Origin of the sequence: Pseudokineococcus sp. 1T1Z-3 (assembly GCF_037482365.1) — a bacterium.
GTDB lineage: Bacteria > Actinomycetota > Actinomycetes > Actinomycetales > Quadrisphaeraceae > Pseudokineococcus.
The window spans coordinates 109,074-123,930 of record NZ_JBBHZF010000024.1 but is presented as its reverse complement, the minus strand read 5'-3'; the positions used below and the strand labels follow the sequence as shown (position 1 = coordinate 123,930).

The 14,857-nt window shown below is 75.1% G+C and carries 14 protein-coding genes; 4 read left to right on the top strand and 10 right to left on the bottom strand.

Annotation, left to right across the window (positions count from 1 at the left end; genetic code table 11):
- Nucleotides 1–37 precede the first annotated feature (37 nt).
- Both WDV86_RS10560 and priA read right to left on the bottom strand, forming a co-directional pair.
- On the bottom strand, nt 38–814 hold the full coding sequence (locus tag WDV86_RS10560; protein ID WP_339567592.1) for an SseB family protein: 777 nt from the start codon (nt 812–814) through the stop codon (nt 38–40).
- Nucleotides 811–1,545, bottom strand: coding sequence for a bifunctional 1-(5-phosphoribosyl)-5-((5-phosphoribosylamino)methylideneamino)imidazole-4-carboxamide isomerase/phosphoribosylanthranilate isomerase PriA (gene priA, locus WDV86_RS10555; protein ID WP_445263031.1), 735 nt, complete (start codon nt 1,543–1,545; stop codon nt 811–813). The genes WDV86_RS10560 and priA overlap by 4 nt, the downstream gene beginning before the upstream one ends.
- Before the next feature lie 102 nt (nt 1,546–1,647).
- Here priA and WDV86_RS10550 point away from each other — a divergent pair, with 102 nt between their 5' ends.
- Nucleotides 1,648–2,130, top strand: coding sequence for a hypothetical protein (locus tag WDV86_RS10550; RefSeq protein WP_339567590.1), 483 nt, complete (start codon nt 1,648–1,650; stop codon nt 2,128–2,130).
- Nucleotides 2,127–2,675, top strand: a complete 549-nt coding sequence (locus WDV86_RS10545) for a hypothetical protein (protein ID WP_339567589.1) — start codon at nt 2,127–2,129, stop codon at nt 2,673–2,675. The genes WDV86_RS10550 and WDV86_RS10545 overlap by 4 nt, the downstream gene beginning before the upstream one ends.
- Nucleotides 2,676–2,701: 26 nt before the next feature.
- Here the strand turns inward: WDV86_RS10545 and WDV86_RS10540 are convergent, their stop codons facing one another.
- The 6 genes from WDV86_RS10540 to hisD form a co-directional block, all read right to left on the bottom strand.
- The gene (locus WDV86_RS10540) at nt 2,702–2,878 is read right to left on the bottom strand and encodes a hypothetical protein (RefSeq protein ID WP_339567588.1); all 177 of its coding nucleotides are present in this window, start codon (nt 2,876–2,878) and stop codon (nt 2,702–2,704) included.
- On the bottom strand, nt 2,875–3,534 hold the full coding sequence (gene hisH / locus WDV86_RS10535; protein ID WP_339567587.1) for an imidazole glycerol phosphate synthase subunit HisH: 660 nt from the start codon (nt 3,532–3,534) through the stop codon (nt 2,875–2,877). Before hisH ends, WDV86_RS10540 begins: the two co-directional genes overlap by 4 nt.
- A gap of 200 nt (nt 3,535–3,734) precedes the next feature.
- Nucleotides 3,735–4,382 carry a hypothetical protein gene (locus WDV86_RS10530; RefSeq protein ID WP_339567586.1) on the bottom strand — a complete coding sequence of 216 codons (648 nt, stop codon included), beginning with the start codon at nt 4,380–4,382 and terminating at the stop codon, nt 3,735–3,737.
- A gap of 89 nt (nt 4,383–4,471) precedes the next feature.
- Complete coding sequence (gene hisB / locus WDV86_RS10525; protein WP_339567585.1) at nt 4,472–5,128, bottom strand: imidazoleglycerol-phosphate dehydratase HisB; 657 nt, start codon at nt 5,126–5,128, stop codon at nt 4,472–4,474.
- Nucleotides 5,129–5,210: 82 nt separating this feature from the next.
- Nucleotides 5,211–6,356, bottom strand: coding sequence for a histidinol-phosphate transaminase (locus WDV86_RS10520; protein WP_445263030.1), 1,146 nt, complete (start codon nt 6,354–6,356; stop codon nt 5,211–5,213).
- 49 nt (nt 6,357–6,405) lie between these two features.
- The gene (hisD, locus tag WDV86_RS10515; protein ID WP_445263020.1) at nt 6,406–7,755 is read right to left on the bottom strand and encodes a histidinol dehydrogenase; all 1,350 of its coding nucleotides are present in this window, start codon (nt 7,753–7,755) and stop codon (nt 6,406–6,408) included.
- Between the two features lie 76 nt (nt 7,756–7,831).
- On the opposite strand from hisD, the gene WDV86_RS10510 reads away from it, so the two are divergent.
- Nucleotides 7,832–8,488, top strand: a complete 657-nt coding sequence (locus WDV86_RS10510; protein ID WP_339567583.1) for an LON peptidase substrate-binding domain-containing protein — start codon at nt 7,832–7,834, stop codon at nt 8,486–8,488.
- Between the two features lie 70 nt (nt 8,489–8,558).
- Here WDV86_RS10510 and WDV86_RS10505 read toward each other — a convergent pair whose 3' ends face one another.
- Together WDV86_RS10505 and dnaE are read right to left on the bottom strand one after the other, a co-directional pair.
- Nucleotides 8,559–9,116, bottom strand: a complete 558-nt coding sequence (locus WDV86_RS10505; protein WP_339567582.1) for a hypothetical protein — start codon at nt 9,114–9,116, stop codon at nt 8,559–8,561.
- Nucleotides 9,117–9,120: 4 nt separating this feature from the next.
- Nucleotides 9,121–12,666: a DNA polymerase III subunit alpha gene (dnaE, locus tag WDV86_RS10500; protein WP_339567581.1), complete on the bottom strand. Its 3,546-nt coding sequence runs from the start codon at nt 12,664–12,666 to the stop codon at nt 9,121–9,123.
- A 599-nt stretch (nt 12,667–13,265) separates the two neighbouring features.
- On the opposite strand from dnaE, the gene WDV86_RS10495 reads away from it, so the two are divergent.
- Entirely contained in the window at nt 13,266–14,792 is a 1,527-nt protein-coding gene (locus tag WDV86_RS10495; protein ID WP_445263029.1) for an SLC13 family permease, read from the top strand.
- Nucleotides 14,793–14,857: the final 65 nt, after the last annotated feature.

Genomic DNA, 14,857 nt, shown 5'->3' with positions numbered 1-14,857 from the left:
CCGCGGGCGCTCGCGGTGCTGCGGCGGACGGACCGGCTCAGGCCTGGCCTTGGCCTCCCCCGGCGCCGACCACGCGGAGCTCGAGGGAGTCCACGGCCTCGGCGACCACCTCGGCCGCCGCCAGCCGCGCCTGCACGCGCTGGATCAGGGCGTCCAGGTCGGCGCGGTCCAGCCCCGGGGCGAGCGTCAGCACGACCGCGGTCTCGGCCCGTCGCCCGCGCTCGACCCGGGCGCTGGTCACGACGCCCTCGGACGCCACCGCCGCGGCGACCACGGCGGCGACGTCCTCCCGCGCCCACGACGGCGTCCAGGGCCGCTGCTGCGCGAGTGCCTCGACGGCGGGCCGGGGCACGACGAACGGACGCTCCGAGCCGAGGTCGACCACCAGGAGCGCGCAGCCCTCGTCCACGGCCGACAGGGCCGCCCGCTCGACCTCGCTCGGCACGGGCCGGGCGTCCGCCCGCCACGCCGCGAGGGCGGCGGTGGAGGTGAAGACCGGCAGCGCCCGGCGCCCGTCGGGCGCCGTGAGCGTGACGACGGCCATGTCGGCGCCCGCGTCGCCGGTGGTGGCGGTGGGCTCCTCCCCCGCCGCTACCGCCACGACGGGCACGAAGACGCGGGTCGCGGCCAGGGCGGCGACCACGGCCGCGGGCCCGTGGGAGTCCCGCTCGGCCAGCGCCGCGACGACCTCCGGCTCGGCGGCGCCGTCGTCCCCGGCGAAAGGGCTCGGGGTCAGCGTGCGGCCGGCCCACGGCACCCCGCCGGAGTCCGCGCCGCCCGGGCCGGCGTGCGGGCCGGCGCCGGGAGCCGTCACGCCCGCCCGGCGACGTCGAGCGCCTCGGCGAGGGTGAAGGCGCGGGCGTAGAGGGCCTTGCCGACGATGGCGCCCTCGACGCCCGAGGGCACGAGGGCGCGCAGCACCTGCAGGTCCGCCAGGCTGGAGATGCCGCCGGAGGCGACGACCGGCTTGTCGGTGGCGGCGCAGACCTGCTCCAGCAGAGCGGCGTTCGGCCCCCGGAGGGTGCCGTCCTTGGTGACGTCGGTGACGACGTAGCGGGCGCACCCGTCGGCGTCGAGGCGCGCGAGGACCTCCCAGAGGTCACCGCCCTCGCGGGTCCAGCCGCGGGCCGCGAGCGTCGTGCCGCGCACGTCGAGGCCGACGGCGATGCGGTCGCCGTGCTCGGCGATGGCCCGCCGGGTCCACTCCGGGTCCTCCAGGGCCGCGGTGCCGAGGTTGACCCGCCGGCAGCCGGTGGCCAGCGCGCGCTCCAGCGACGCGTCGTCGCGGATGCCGCCGGAGAGCTCGACGGCGACGTCGAGGCGCCCGACGACCCCCGCCAGCAGCTCGGCGTTGGAGCCGCGCCCGAAGGCGGCGTCCAGGTCGACGAGGTGGATCCACTCGGCCCCGCCCTCCTGCCACGCGAGCGCTGCGGCGAGCGGGTCGCCGTAGGAGGTCTCCGAGCCGGCCTCGCCCTGGACGAGCCGCACGGCCTGCCCCTCGGCGACGTCGACGGCGGGCAGCAGCTCCAGCCGGGGGGCGTCCACGGCGACGTCGCCGGGGGTCGAGGAGGCGGAGAGGTCGTCGGGGGCGCTCACGGGGTCATCCTCCCAGGCCGCCGCGGGCACCGACGGCCGTACGGTCGCCCCGTGCACCGGGTTACGAGGACGGACGAGGAGAGCGGGCGCCCGTCGTCGCGCTTCCTGGCCCTGGCGCTCAGCGCCACGCTGGCCGACGGCGTGCTCGTCGGCGGCTGGTACGCGACCGACGGCGACAGCCCGCGACGACGCCGCCGCCGGCGCCTCGCGGTCTCCGGGCTGTGGGTGGCCCAGCTGGGCGTCGACACGGCCGCCGAGGTCACCTCCCACCCGGGCGGCGTCACCGCGTGGGCGCTGGCGGGGACGCCGCCGCACGAGCGCGCCTTTCTCCTGCGCACCCTGGCGGTGGCGGGCGCCTGGACGGCGGTGCTGGGCGCCGCCGAGCCGACCCGCCGGCGACGGCTCGCAGGTGCGGCGCCGCTGGCGCACCGCCGGCTCGGCGCCGTCCTCGGCGCGGCCTTCGCCGCGAGCGTCCTCCCGCTGCACCTGGCCCGGGCCCGCGGCCGCTCGGCGGCTCGTCGAGGGCCGTGGTGACGCCGCCCGAGATGGCGCTCGCCCGGCGCAAGGCCGTCGCGCGGGCCGTCGCCGGGCGCAGCCGGGTCGGCGGGCTGGCGCTGCTCGACGAGCCCGACGGCGCGCTCGAGGTCGTCGTCAGCTCGTGGATGCCACGCCCGGCCGCCGAGGTCGTCGCCTTCTGCCTGCAGCGGGAGAACTTCGTGGCGATCATGCCGGACCGGATGCAGGTGCTCTGGTGCTCCACCGAGGTGGGCGAGCTGGGCGGCACGTACCGCTTCCGGTGGTGGCTGAGAGACGTCGTCCCGATCACCTGGGTGGCCTTCGTCGACGACCACGAAGCAGGGCAGGGGTTCAGCGACCAGCAGGTGCGCGGCCCCTTCCGCTACTTCCACCACACCCACACCGCCGTCGACGAGGGCACCGGCAGCCGGTACACCGACACGCTGCGCCTCGTCGGTCCCCTGGGCACCCGGGCCGACCGCGTGCTGGTGCGCCCGCTGCTGCGCAGGACCTTCCGCGAGCGGCACCGGAGGATGCGCCGGCTGCTCCGCGAGCAGCGCTGAGGCGCAGGGGTGCCGCGGTGGTGGTCCTACCGGTCGAGCACCTCGGGGACGAGGTACAGGCCCGCCGCCACGAGCGAGGCGACGGCGAGCACACCGACCACGACGGCACCGGGCACGAGCTTCTGCCGGCCCAGCGACAGCGCGCCCCCGCCGAGGAAGGCGGCGAGGAGGGCGAGCAGCAGGCCCGTGACGAGGTCGCTCACCCGGCGTCCCCCAGCGAGCCGACCCATCGCCGCAGCAGCCGTTGACCGGCGTCACCGGACTTCTCGGGGTGGAACTGGGTCGCCGCGAGCGGGCCGTCCTCGACGGCGGCGACGAAACGGGTGCCGTGCTCGGCCCACGTCACCCTCGCGCTGGCGGGCCCCGACCACGCCTGAACGGCGAAGGAGTGCACGAAGTAGAACCGCTCCTCGGGGTCGGGCTCGGCGCCGAAGAGCACCGACCCGCCGTCCGCCGCCGACGGCGCCTCGACGGTGTTCCAGCCCATGTGCGGGACGACGCCGGTCGGCAGCCGCGCGACGTCACCAGGCCACACGCCGAGACCCGCTGCGGCGGAGTCCTCGTCGGCGGCGTGCTCCAGGCCCCGGGCGAAGAGCACCTGCAGCCCGACGCAGATGCCGAGCACCGGGCGTCCCGCCGCGAGCCGCTCGGCGACGATCTCGTCCCCACCGACCGCCCGCAGGTCCCGCGCCACCGCCGCGAAGGCGCCGACGCCCGGGACGACGAGCCCGTCCGCCGCCAGCGCCGCCGCACGGTCGCCCGTCAGCGCGACGTCGGCGCCCGTCGCCTCCAGCGCGCGCACGGCCGAGCGGACGTTGCCCGACCCGTGGTCGAGGACGACGACACGCGGTGCAGCCACACCCCGAGCCTAGAGGTGGGGCGCCGGCGACCTCGGCGCCGTCCGCTCGTCTTGCTGCGACGACGAGCAGGCCGCCCCGTCGTGACCCGCCGAGGCGACGAGGTCACACGTCGCGGCGACGAGGTGTGGGTGAGGCCGGTCCCGCGAGGACCGCCGAGGCAGGTCCTGCGGCGCCGGCGGCGTGGGCCCCGGTGAGGCGCTCAGCCGGCGTCGTCCGCCTCCTCGCGGCGGGCGGCCCGGCGGCGCAGCGCGACCGAGGTGCCGAGGACGACGCCGAGCAGGGCGACCGCGGCGACCAGCGCCGAGCCGCGGCCCGAGAGCAGCTGGGCGACCTCCAGGAGCAGGACGAGGACGCCCGAGACGGCGAGGACGGCCGGCAGCACGGGCGAGGGCAGCCGCGGCGCGGCCAGACCGCCGGCCCCTCGACCTCCCGCACCACGGCGGGCACCACGACCACCGGCGGAGGCGCGTCGGGCGGCCTCCAGGCGACCGAGACCAGCACTCGACGTCGCGCCCTCCAGGTCGCCGACGCGGGCGCGCCCGTGGACGACGCGCTCGGCGTCGGTCGGCAGACCGGCGAGCACGAGGCCGGGCGAGCGCTCGACGTCCGCGCCGTGCTCGCGGGCGCCCGTGCGCCAGCGCTCGGCGCGCACGGACCCGCCGCCGGGACCGGCGTCGCTGCGCAGGACGAGGACGGGCACGGCGCCGAGGGAGCGCGAGACGGCCCTCGCCAGGGCGTCACCGTCGGCCGGGCCACCCGCGTCCGCGTCCTCCCCCACGGCGGCGACGAGGCACCCGCGGTCGCCGAGCGGGGCGACGTCGGCGCGGACCTTCGCGAGCGCCAGCACGCCCGCGAGGCGGTCGGCGTCGGCGACCGGCGCGAGGACGACGACGCTCTCGGGAGCCCCGCCCAGCTCGGCGGCGCCGGCGTCCTCGCTCAGAGCGCGCCCTTGGTGCTGGGGACACCGGTGACGCGCGGGTCCAGGGCGAGGGCCGCCTTGAGGGCGCGAGCCAGGGCCTTGAACTGCGTCTCGACGACGTGGTGGGCGTCGCGCCCGGCGAGGACGCGCACGTGCAGGCCGATGTGGGCGTGGACGGCGAAGGACTCCATCACGTGCCGGGTCAACGAGCCCAGGTAGGGCGTGCTGCCCGGGCCGCCCCCGATGACGACGTGCTCCTGGCCGGCGGGCTCGCCCGTGTGCACGCAGTAGGGACGCCCGGAGACGTCGACGACGGCGTGGACGAGGGCCTCGTCGAGCGGGACGGTCGCGTCGCCGAAGCGCACGAGGCCCTTCTTGTCCCCCATCGCCTGCCGGAAGGCCTGGCCGAGGCAGATCGCGACGTCCTCGACGGTGTGGTGGGCGTCGATGTGCAGGTCACCCTCGGCCTCGACGACGAGGTCGACGAGGCTGTGCCGCGCGAGCGCCGTCAGCATGTGGTCGTAGAAGCCGACGCCGGTGCTGACGCGTGACTCGCCGCTGCCGTCGAGGTCGACCTCGACGACGACGTGCGACTCGCTCGTCCGGCGCTCGACACGGGCCCGCCGGGCGGGGCGCTCCTCGAGCGCGCCTGCGCTGCTGGGGGTCTCGGTCACGGGAAGTCTCCGGGGTCGGGCGTCGGGGGTCGGGGGCAGCAGTCAGGGATCGGGGCGGACGGGAGCAGCCAGGTGCCACTGCTCAGGCGACGCGGGCCCCCGCAGGCTCGTCGAGCACCTGCAGCAGGGCGTCCTTGAAGAGGGTGGTCTCCTCCGGCGTCCCGACGGAGACGCGCAGCCAGCCGTCGGGGCCGGTCTCGCGGACGAGGACGCCACGGTCGAGCAGCCCCTGCCAGGCGGCGTGCCGGTCGGCCAGGCGGCCGAAGAGGACGAAGTTCGCGTCGGACTCGGCCACCTCCAGGCCGAGGGCGCGCAGCCAGAGCACGAGGTCGTCGCGCTCGGCGCGCAGGGCGTCGACCCCGCGCAGCAGCTCCGCCGAGTGCCGCAGCGCCACCCGCGCCACCGCCTGCGTGACGCCGGAGAGGTGGTACGGCAGCCGGACGACCCGCAGGGCGTCGACGACGGCGGGCGAGGAGGCGAGGTAGCCGACGCGCGCGCCGGCGAGGCTGAAGGCCTTGCTCATCGTCCGGCTCACGGCCAGGCGCGGGTAGCGCTCGAGCAGCTCGAGGGCGCTCGGGACGCCGGCGCGGCGGAACTCCGCGTAGGCCTCGTCGACGACGACGACGCCCGGGGCGACGTCGCACACGGCCTCCACGACGGCGGCCGGCAGCGCCGTGCCCGTCGGGTTGTTCGGCGAGGCGAGCAGGACGACGGACGGCTGCTCGGCCCGCACGAGCGCCACGGCGGCGTCGGGGTCGACGGTGAAGTCCTCCGCGCGGCGCCCCGCCACCCACCGGGTGCCGGTGTCGCGGGCGTACTCGGGGTACATCGAGTACGTCGGCGCGAAGGACACGGCGGTGCGCCCGTGCCCGCCGAAGGCCTGCAGCAGCTGCAGCATCACCTCGTTGGAGCCGTTGGCCGCCCACACCTGCTCCGGCGGCAGCCGCACACCCGACTCCAGGGCCAGGAAGTCGGCCAGGTCGGCGCGCAGGTCGAGGAACTCGCGGTCGGGGTAGCGGTTGAGGCCGCGCGCGGCGGCGGCGACGGCCTCGCCCATCTCGCGGGCGACCTGCTCCGACGGCGGCACCGGGTTCTCGTTGACGTTGAGCAGCACCGGCACGTCGAGCTGCGGCGCGCCGTAGGGCTCGACGCCGCGCAGCTCCGCGCGCAGGGGGAGGTCGGCGAGCGCCGTCGTCGCCCTGCCTGCGGCGGAGGAGGCGGGGCGCACCGCCACCGGGTCGGTCGTCGTCGTCGGCTGGTCAGTACTCACGACGGGCTCACGACGGCGTCCCCGCGGCCACCTCGGCCGGCACCCGGGTGCGGGCCGTCACGGCCTGGCCGTGGGCGGGTAGGTCCTCGGCCTCGGCGAGGGCGACGACGTGCGGGGCGACGTCGGCGAGCGCCTCGGCGGAGTAGTCGACGACGTGGATGCCGCGCAGGAAGGTCTGCACCGACAGCCCGCTGGAGAAGCAGGCGCAGCCGCCCGTGGGCAGCACGTGGTTGGAGCCGGCGCAGTAGTCCCCGAGCGAGACCGGCGAGTGCGGGCCGACGAAGATCGCCCCGGCGTTGCGCACGCGGGCGGCGAGCGCGGCCGCGTCGGCCGTCTGCACCTCCAGGTGCTCCGCGCCGTAGCCGTCGGCGACGGCCAGCAGGCCCGCCTCGTCGTCGACGAGGACGACAGCGGACTGCTCGCCCGACAGCGCCGTCGCGACCCGCTCCGCGTGCTTGGTGGCGGGCACCTGGACCGCGAGCTCGGCGAGGACACGCTCGGCGAGGTCCTCCGAGGTCGTGACGAGGACGCCGGCGGCGACCTCGTCATGCTCGGCCTGGCTGACGAGGTCGGCGGCCACGAGCCGCGCGTCGGCACCCGCGTCGGCGAGCACCATGACCTCGGTCGGCCCCGCCTCGGCGTCGATGCCGACGACGCCGCGCAGCAGCCGCTTGGCGGCCGCCACGTACCGGTTGCCCGGCCCCGTGACGAGGTCGACGGGGGCGCACAGACGCGTGCCGTCCTCCGCGTCGGCGCCGAGCGCGAGCATCGCGACGGCCTGTGCCCCGCCGACGGCGTAGACCTCCTCGACGCCGAGCAGCGCGCACGCCGCGAGGACGCTCGGGTGCGGCAGCCCGCCGTGCTCGCGCTGCGGCGGGCTCGCGACGACGAGCTGCTCGACGCCCGCCTCCTGCGCGGGGACGACATTCATGACGACGCTGCTGGGGTAGACCGCGACGCCGCCGGGGACGTAGAGGCCGACGCGGCCCACGGGCACCCAGCGCTCGGTGACGGTGCCGCCCGGGGCGACCTGCGTGCTCGTGTCGGTGCGGCGCTGGTCGGCGTGGACGAGCCGGGCGCGGCGCACGGACTCCTCCAGCGCGGCGCGCACCTGCGGGTCGAGGCGCTCCAGGGCGCCGGCGAGGGCGTCTGCGGGCACCCGCAGGTGCGGCGGGCGGACGCCGTCGAGGCGCTCGGCGAGGTCGAGCAGCGCGGCGGCCCCGCGGGCGCGGACGTCCTCGACGACCGGCGCGACGACGGCGAGGGCCGACTCGACGTCCTCGTGCGCGCGCGGGAGGGTGCCGCGCAGCTCGCGCGCGTCGAGCCGGCGTCCGCGCAGGTCCAGGCGTCGCATCACGCCCCGATGGTAGGGGCGCGCCGCCACGGCCCGACCAGCCGTTCCGGCCGCAGAGCGGCCACGTAGGGTCCTTGGCGTGCAGCCGTTGCCGCTGTTCCCCCTGCCGCTGGTGCTGGTGCCCGGCCTCGTGCTGCCGCTGACCGCCTTCGAGCCGCGCTACCGCGCCCTGTGCCGGTACCTGCAGGACCAGCGCGAGGACCGGCGCGTGTTCGGCGTCGTCGCCCTGCGCGCCGGCCGCGACGTCCGCGAGGGCGCAGGCGCCCTCTACGACGTCGGCTGCACCGCCGTCGTGCGTGACCTCACCGCCCTGGACGACGGGCGCTTCGAGCTCGTGACGAGCGGTGCGCTGCGCTTCCGCGTCCATGAGCTGGACGCGAGCGCCGACACCCCGTGGGCGACGGGCCTCGTGACGCCGATGGAGGACCCCGAGGGCGAGCCGGCTCGCGCCGCCGCCCTCGCGGTGCGCGTCTCGGCGGCCTTCAGCGCCTACCGCTCGCGGCTCGGCGGCTCCGACGAGCCGGTCGCCGTCACCTCCCCGCGTGTCCTGTCCTACCTCGCCACCGCCGGCATGGTGCTCTCCCTGCCCGAGCGCCAGGCGCTGCTCGAGCTGCCCGACGCCGTCGCCCGGCTCGAGGCCGTCCAGCACCTGCTCGCGCGCGAGGACGCCCTGCTCCAGGCCACCCGGGCGTTGCCGCAGACGTCGCCGGACCTCAGCTACCTGACGCCGAACTGAGGACTGCGCCCGGCAGGCCTGCGCGTCCGTGACCACGCACGGGCTCGGGCACGGGCACGGACACGGACACCTACTGGTCCTCGTCCTCCGCCTCGCGGACGACGGGCCCCCGCAGCAGCCGGGCGATGAGCACGCCCGTGACGACGAGCGCCGCCGCGACCGGCCAGACGGCGAGGGCGACGTCCGAGGAGAGGGTCAGCTGGGACGACGCGACGGAGGCGCCGTCGACGAGGGTGTCGCCGATGTCCTCAGGCAGCGCCGGGGCGCGGCGCGGGCCGGCGACCCAGCCGCCGAGCCAGGTCCCCGCGAACGAGGTGACGTAGGCACCGCCCAGCGCCGTGAGCACCATGACGACGACCCGGTCCGCCGTCGGCCCGACCCGCAGGAGACCCAGGCCCATGAGGGCGCCCGCCGCCGCCGTGACGAGCACGAAGGTGCCGTCCTGGGCCGCCGCCAGCTCGGGCAGACCCGGTGCGACCCGCTGGGCGCCGTCCGTCACGACCTCGGGCTGCGGCGCGAGCAGCCACCACGCCAGCACGGCGGCGGCCACGAGCGCCCACCAGCCGAGCACGACCCGCCCCGCGCGCAGGGGTGGCGCGTCCCGGGTCGCCCCGCTCACCTCGGGCACGGGCTCACCCGAGGCACGAGGAGCCCAGCAGCGCCTTGAGGTCCCCGTACAGGGACGGCGACGGCGTCACCTTGAGGCCCGGGTCCAGGCGCATGAGGGTGGCTCGCTCCGGCGAGGAGCGCAGCCGCAGGTGAACCTCGGTGCCTCCGGAGTGCATCTGCAGGACGTCCTTCAGCTTCTCCACCCGCGGCGGCGTGCACCGGCTCGTCGCCATCTCGATGACCAGCGGGCCGCCCGAGGGGATCGAGGTGTCGGGCAGCGACATCTCGCTCGCGTAGATGGTGGGGACGTCGTCGCGCCGGTTGACCCGGCCCCGGACGACGCAGACGAGGTCCTCGCGCAGCTCGTGCATGACCTCGGTGTAGGTCTTGGGGAAGAAGAGGACCTCCACCGAGCCCTCGAGGTCCTCGACCGTCGCGATGGCCCAGGCGCTGCCCTGCTTCGTCATCTTCCGCGTCACCGAGGTGACCATGCCCGCGATCGTCACCGTCGAGCCGTCACGGCGGGACTCGTCGGAGACGAAGGAGGAGATGGAGCAGTCGGCGGCCCCCGCCAGGACGTGCTCCAGCCCGAAGAGCGGGTGGTCGGAGACGTAGAGGCCGAGCATCGCCCGCTCGCTGGCCAGCAGCTCGCGCTTGTCCCACTCGTGCGTCCCGACCGGGGGCAGCGCGGCCAGCTCGACGGCGGAGTCGTCGCCGAGCCCGCCGAAGAGGGAGTCCTGGCCGATCGCCTCCTGCCGCTTCTCGTCGACGAGCGCGTCGACGTACACCTCGTGGACGGCCGCGAGCCCGGCCCGCGTGTGGCCGAGGGAGTCGAAGGCCCCGGCCTTGACGAGGGACTCGATGGTCCGCTTGTTGCAGACGACGGCCGGGACCTTGCGCAGGAAGTCCTCGAAGGAGGTGAAGGCGCCCTTGGCCTCGCGGGCCGCGACGATCGCGTCGACGACGTTCTGCCCGACGTTGCGGATGGCCGCGAGCCCGAAGCGGATGTCGGCGCCGACGGCCGCATAGGTGCCGATCGAGGAGTTGACGTCGGGCGGCAGCACGGTGATGCGCATGCGGCGGCACTCGCCGAGGTACAGCGCCGACTTGTCCTTGTCGTCGCGCACGCTCGTCAGCAGCGCCGCCATGTACTCGGCCGGGTGGTTGGCCTTGAGGTAGGCGGTCCAGTAGGAGACGACGCCGTAGGCCGCCGAGTGCGCCTTGTTGAAGGCGTAGTCGGAGAACGGCAGCAGGATGTCCCACAGCGTCTTGACGGCCGCCTCGGAGTAGCCGTTGGCCGCCATGCCGTCGCGGAAGCCGATGTACTCGGCGTCGAGGACCTCGCGCTTCTTCTTGCCCATGGCACGCCGCAGCAGGTCGGCCTTGCCGAGGGAGTACCCGGCCAGCTTCTGCGCGATGGCCATGACCTGCTCCTGGTACACGATCAGGCCGTACGTCTCCCCCAGCACGTCCGCGAGCGGCTCGGCCAGCTCGGGGTGGATCGGGGTGATCTCCTGCTGCCCGTTCTTGCGCAGCGCGTAGTTCGTGTGCGACCCCGCCCCCATGGGACCCGGGCGGTAGAGCGCGCCGACGGCGGAGATGTCCTCGAAGACGTCGGGCTTCATCATCCGCAGCAGCGAGCGCATGGGCCCGCCGTCGAGCTGGAAGACCCCCAGGGTGTCCCCCCGCTGCAGCAGCTCGAAGGTCTTCTTGTCGTCGAGGGTGAGCTCGTCGAGGTCGACCGGCTGCCCGCCGTTGGTGACGATGTTCGCCAGGGCGTCGTCGAGGACCGTGAGGTTGCGCAGCCCCAGGAAGTCCATCTTGATGAGGCCGAGGCCCTCGCAGGTCGGGTAGTCGAACTGCGTGATGATCGCGCCGTCCTGCTCGCGGCGCATGAGCGGGATGACGTCGACGAGGGGCTCGCTCGACATGATGACGCCGGCCGCGTGCACGCCCCACTGCCGCTTGAGCCCCTCCAGCCCCCGCGCGGTGCCGACGACCTTCTGCGCGTCGGGGTCGCCCGCGTGCAGCTGGCGGAACTCCTCGGCCTCCTTGTACCGCTTGTGCTCGGGGTCGAAGATGCCCGCGAGCGGGATGTCCTTGCCCATGACGGTGGGCGGCATCGCCTTCGTGAGCCTCTCCCCCATGGCGAAGGGGTAGCCCAGGACGCGCGAGGAGTCCTTGAGGGCCTGCTTGGCCTTGATGGTGCCGTAGGTGACGATCATCGCGACGCGGTCGTCGCCGTACTTCTCGGTGACGTAGCGGATGACCTCCCCGCGCCGGCGCTCGTCGAAGTCGACGTCGAAGTCGGGCATCGAGACGCGCTCGGGGTTGAGGAAGCGCTCGAAGATGAGGCCGTGCGCCAGCGGGTCCAGGTCGGTGATGCGCATGGCGTAGGCCGCCATGGAGCCGGCGCCCGAGCCTCGGCCCGGGCCCACGCGGATGCCGTTCTCCTTGGACCAGGTGATGAAGTCGGCGACGACGAGGAAGTAGCCGGGGAAGCCCATCTGGGCGATGACCTGGCACTCGAAGTCGGCCTGCGCCTGGGACTCCGGCGGGATGCCGCCCGGGTAGCGCCGGTGCAGGCCGCGCTGGACCTCCTCGACGAACCAGGACTGCTCGGTGTGCCCCTGCGGCACGTCGAAGCGCGGCATGTAGGTGCCGTTGCCCTCGGTGAAGGACACCTCGCACCGCTCGGCGATGGCCAGGGTGCTGTCGCACGCCTCGGGCAGCTCGCGCCACGTGCGCCGCATCTCCTGCGCGCTCTTGAGGTAGAAGTCGTCGGCGTCGAACTTGAACCGGTTGGGGTCGGCGAGCGTGGAGCCCGACTGCACGCACAGCAGCGCCGCGTGCGCCGTCGCGTCCTCGGCGCGGGTGTAGTGCAGGTCGTTGGTCGCGACCAGCGGCAGGCCGAGCTCCTTGGCCAGGCGCAGCAGGTCCTCGCGCGTGCGGCGCTCGATGTCGAGCCCGTGGTCCATGAGCTCGCAGTAGTAGCTGTCGGCGCCGAAGATGTCGCGGTAGTCGCTGGCCGCCTGCAGCGCCTCGCGGTACTGGCCCAGGCGCAGCCGGGTCTGCACCTCCGAGGAGGGGCATCCCGTGGTGGCGATGAGCCCGCGCGCGTGCTCGGCGAGGATCTCCCGGTCCATCCGCGGCTTGTAGAAGTGCCCCTCGAGCGAGGCCCGTGAGGCCAGCCGGAAGAGGTTGTGCATGCCCTCGGTGCTCTCGGCGAGCATCGTCATGTGGGTGAAGGCGCCGCCGCCGGAGACGTCGTCGCGGCTGGAGGTGCCCTGGGCCCCCCACTTGACGCGGGTGCGGTCCCCGCGGTGGGTGCCGGGGGCGACGTAGGCCTCGAGCCCGATGATCGGCTTGACGCCGTGCTTCTGCCCCGCACGCCAGAAGTCGTAGGCGCCGAAGACGAACCCGTGGTCGGTCGTCGCGAGCGCCGGCATCCCCAGCCGTGCGGCCTCCGCCATGAGGTCGTCCACCCGCGCCGCGCCGTCGAGCATCGAGTACTCGGTGTGCACGTGCAGGTGGACGAACTGGTCCTTCGCGGCGGACGGGGACGGCATGCGAGGGCCTCCAGGGGTGCGCCCCGGGGAGAGGGCCCGGGAGAGGGCCAGGGGCGCGGGGGGTGGACTCAGGGGTGCGGGTGCTCCGCCCAGGCGGCGGGCGGTGGCGGGTCGGCGGGCTTCGAGGACGGGCTTCGAGGACGGGGTCGAGGGACGGGTCGAGAGGGGGGTTCGAGCGGCAGGCAGGAGCGTACGTCCGGGCACGGACACCGACGCCCCGCCGCGCCCTGCCCGCCCTGCGCCGCCCTCTCCCGACGCGTCGCGTGGCGCGGGTGCGCCGACCGGGGCCCGCGGGTGCGACGTCGGACACATCTGCGCGCCACGTGGGTGCATCGCCTCGTGGCTGTGCCACCGTGTGCCCACCAACGCGAGGAGGCGAACAGGTGACGACGACGTCGGGTACGGGATCGAGCAGCGGTGCGGGTGCTACCGGCACCGGGGGGCTGCCGGGGGGCGAGGGCAGGACGCCGGACGGACGCCCGGCCCCGCCGGGGCCGGCGGCCACGCGACCGGACACGAGCGGGCGCACGACCAACAACGCGACGGGCCCCGCCCACGACGCCGAGGGCGGCCCGGCGCGCGCGACCAGGACGACGTGGCTGCTCCGCGGGCTCGGGCTGGCCCTGGCCGTCCTGGTGTACTTCCTCCTGGGCGGGGCGGCCGAGCTGCCCGAGGAGGGTCGTCTCGTCGCCGCGATCGCCGTGCTCATGGCGACGTGGTGGATGACCGAGGCGATCCCGCTGTCGGCGACGGCGCTCGTCCCGATCGTGGCCCTGCCGGTCCTCGGCGTGCTCACGGTGCCCGAGGCGACCGCGCCCTACGCCAACCCGATCGTCTTCCTCTTCCTCGGCGGCTTCCTCATCGCCATCGCGATGCAGAAGTGGGGGCTGCACCGGCGCATCGCGCTCATGACGCTGCGGGCCTTCGGCACCCACCCCCGCCGGATCATCCTCGGGATGATGGTGTCGACGGCGTTCCTGTCGATGTGGGTCTCCAACACCGCGACGACGCTGATGATGCTGCCGATCGCCATGAGCATCCTGACGCTCGTCGTCGACCGGGCCTCCGGCGGCTCGCGGGCGGACAAGGCCGAGGTCAAGGACGCCATCCACGACGGCCAGACCGCCATCTCCGAGGCGGTCGCCGACCCGGCGGTGAAGACCTTCGGCGTCGGGCTCATCCTCTCCGTCGCGTGGGCCGCCTCCATCGGCGGGCTCGGGACGCTGCTCGGCAGCCCGCCGAACGCCATCGTCGCGGGCTACGTCAACGACGAGCTGGGTCTGAGCATCGGCTTCCTGCAGTGGATGGTCCTCGGCGTCCCGCTGGGGGCCGTCTTCATCGTCGTCGCCTGGCTGCTCATCACCCGGGTGCTGTTCCGCTCCACGCTCGGCGAGATCGACGGCGGCCGGGAGATGATCCAGGAGCAGCTGGACGAGATGGGCTCGATGAGCCGGGGCGAGAAGTGCGTCGCCGCCGTCTTCGCCTCCGCGGCCTTCCTCTGGATCGTCCCGGGCCTGCTCTCGAACATCCCCGCCCTGGGGGAGGCCGCACCCTGGCTCGGCGAGCTCAACGACACCGCCATCGCCATCGCGGCCGGTCTTGCCCTGTTCATCATCCCCGCCGAGAAGGGCGGGCGGATGGCGCTGGGCTGGGAGGACGCCCAGAAGGGCCTGCCGTGGGGGGTGCTGCTGCTGTTCGGCGGCGGCCTCAGCCTCGCCGGCGCCGTGGCGAGCAGCGGGCTCGACGTGTGGATCGGCGCGCAGGTGACGCCGCTCGGCGTGCTGCCGCTGATCCTGCTCGTCGCGGCCGTCGTCGGCCTGATCCTCCTGCTCACCGAGGTGACGTCGAACACCGCCACGGCGGCGACCTTCATCCCCGTGCTCGGAGGTGTCGCGCTGGGCCTGGGCGTGGACTCCCTCGCGCTGCTCATCCCCGCCGCGCTGGCGGCGACGTGCGCGTTCATGCTGCCGGTCGGGACCCCGCCGAACGCCATCGTGTTCGCCACGGGCAAGGTCACCATCGGCGAGATGGTGCGCGGCGGCATCGTCCTCAACATCACCGGCGTCATCCTCATCACGCTGGCGACCTACCTGCTGGGCGGGCTGGCCTTCGGCATCAGCTTCTAGCCTCGCCGCGACGCACGGACGCCCCCGACCACCAGGTCGGGGGCGTCCGTGCGTCCGTGCCGTCC

Coding starts and splice junctions, on each gene's coding strand:
- dnaE (WP_339567581.1), bottom strand. CDS start 12,666: ATGCCGTCCCCGTCCGCCGCGAAGGACCAGTTCGTCCACCTGCACGTG.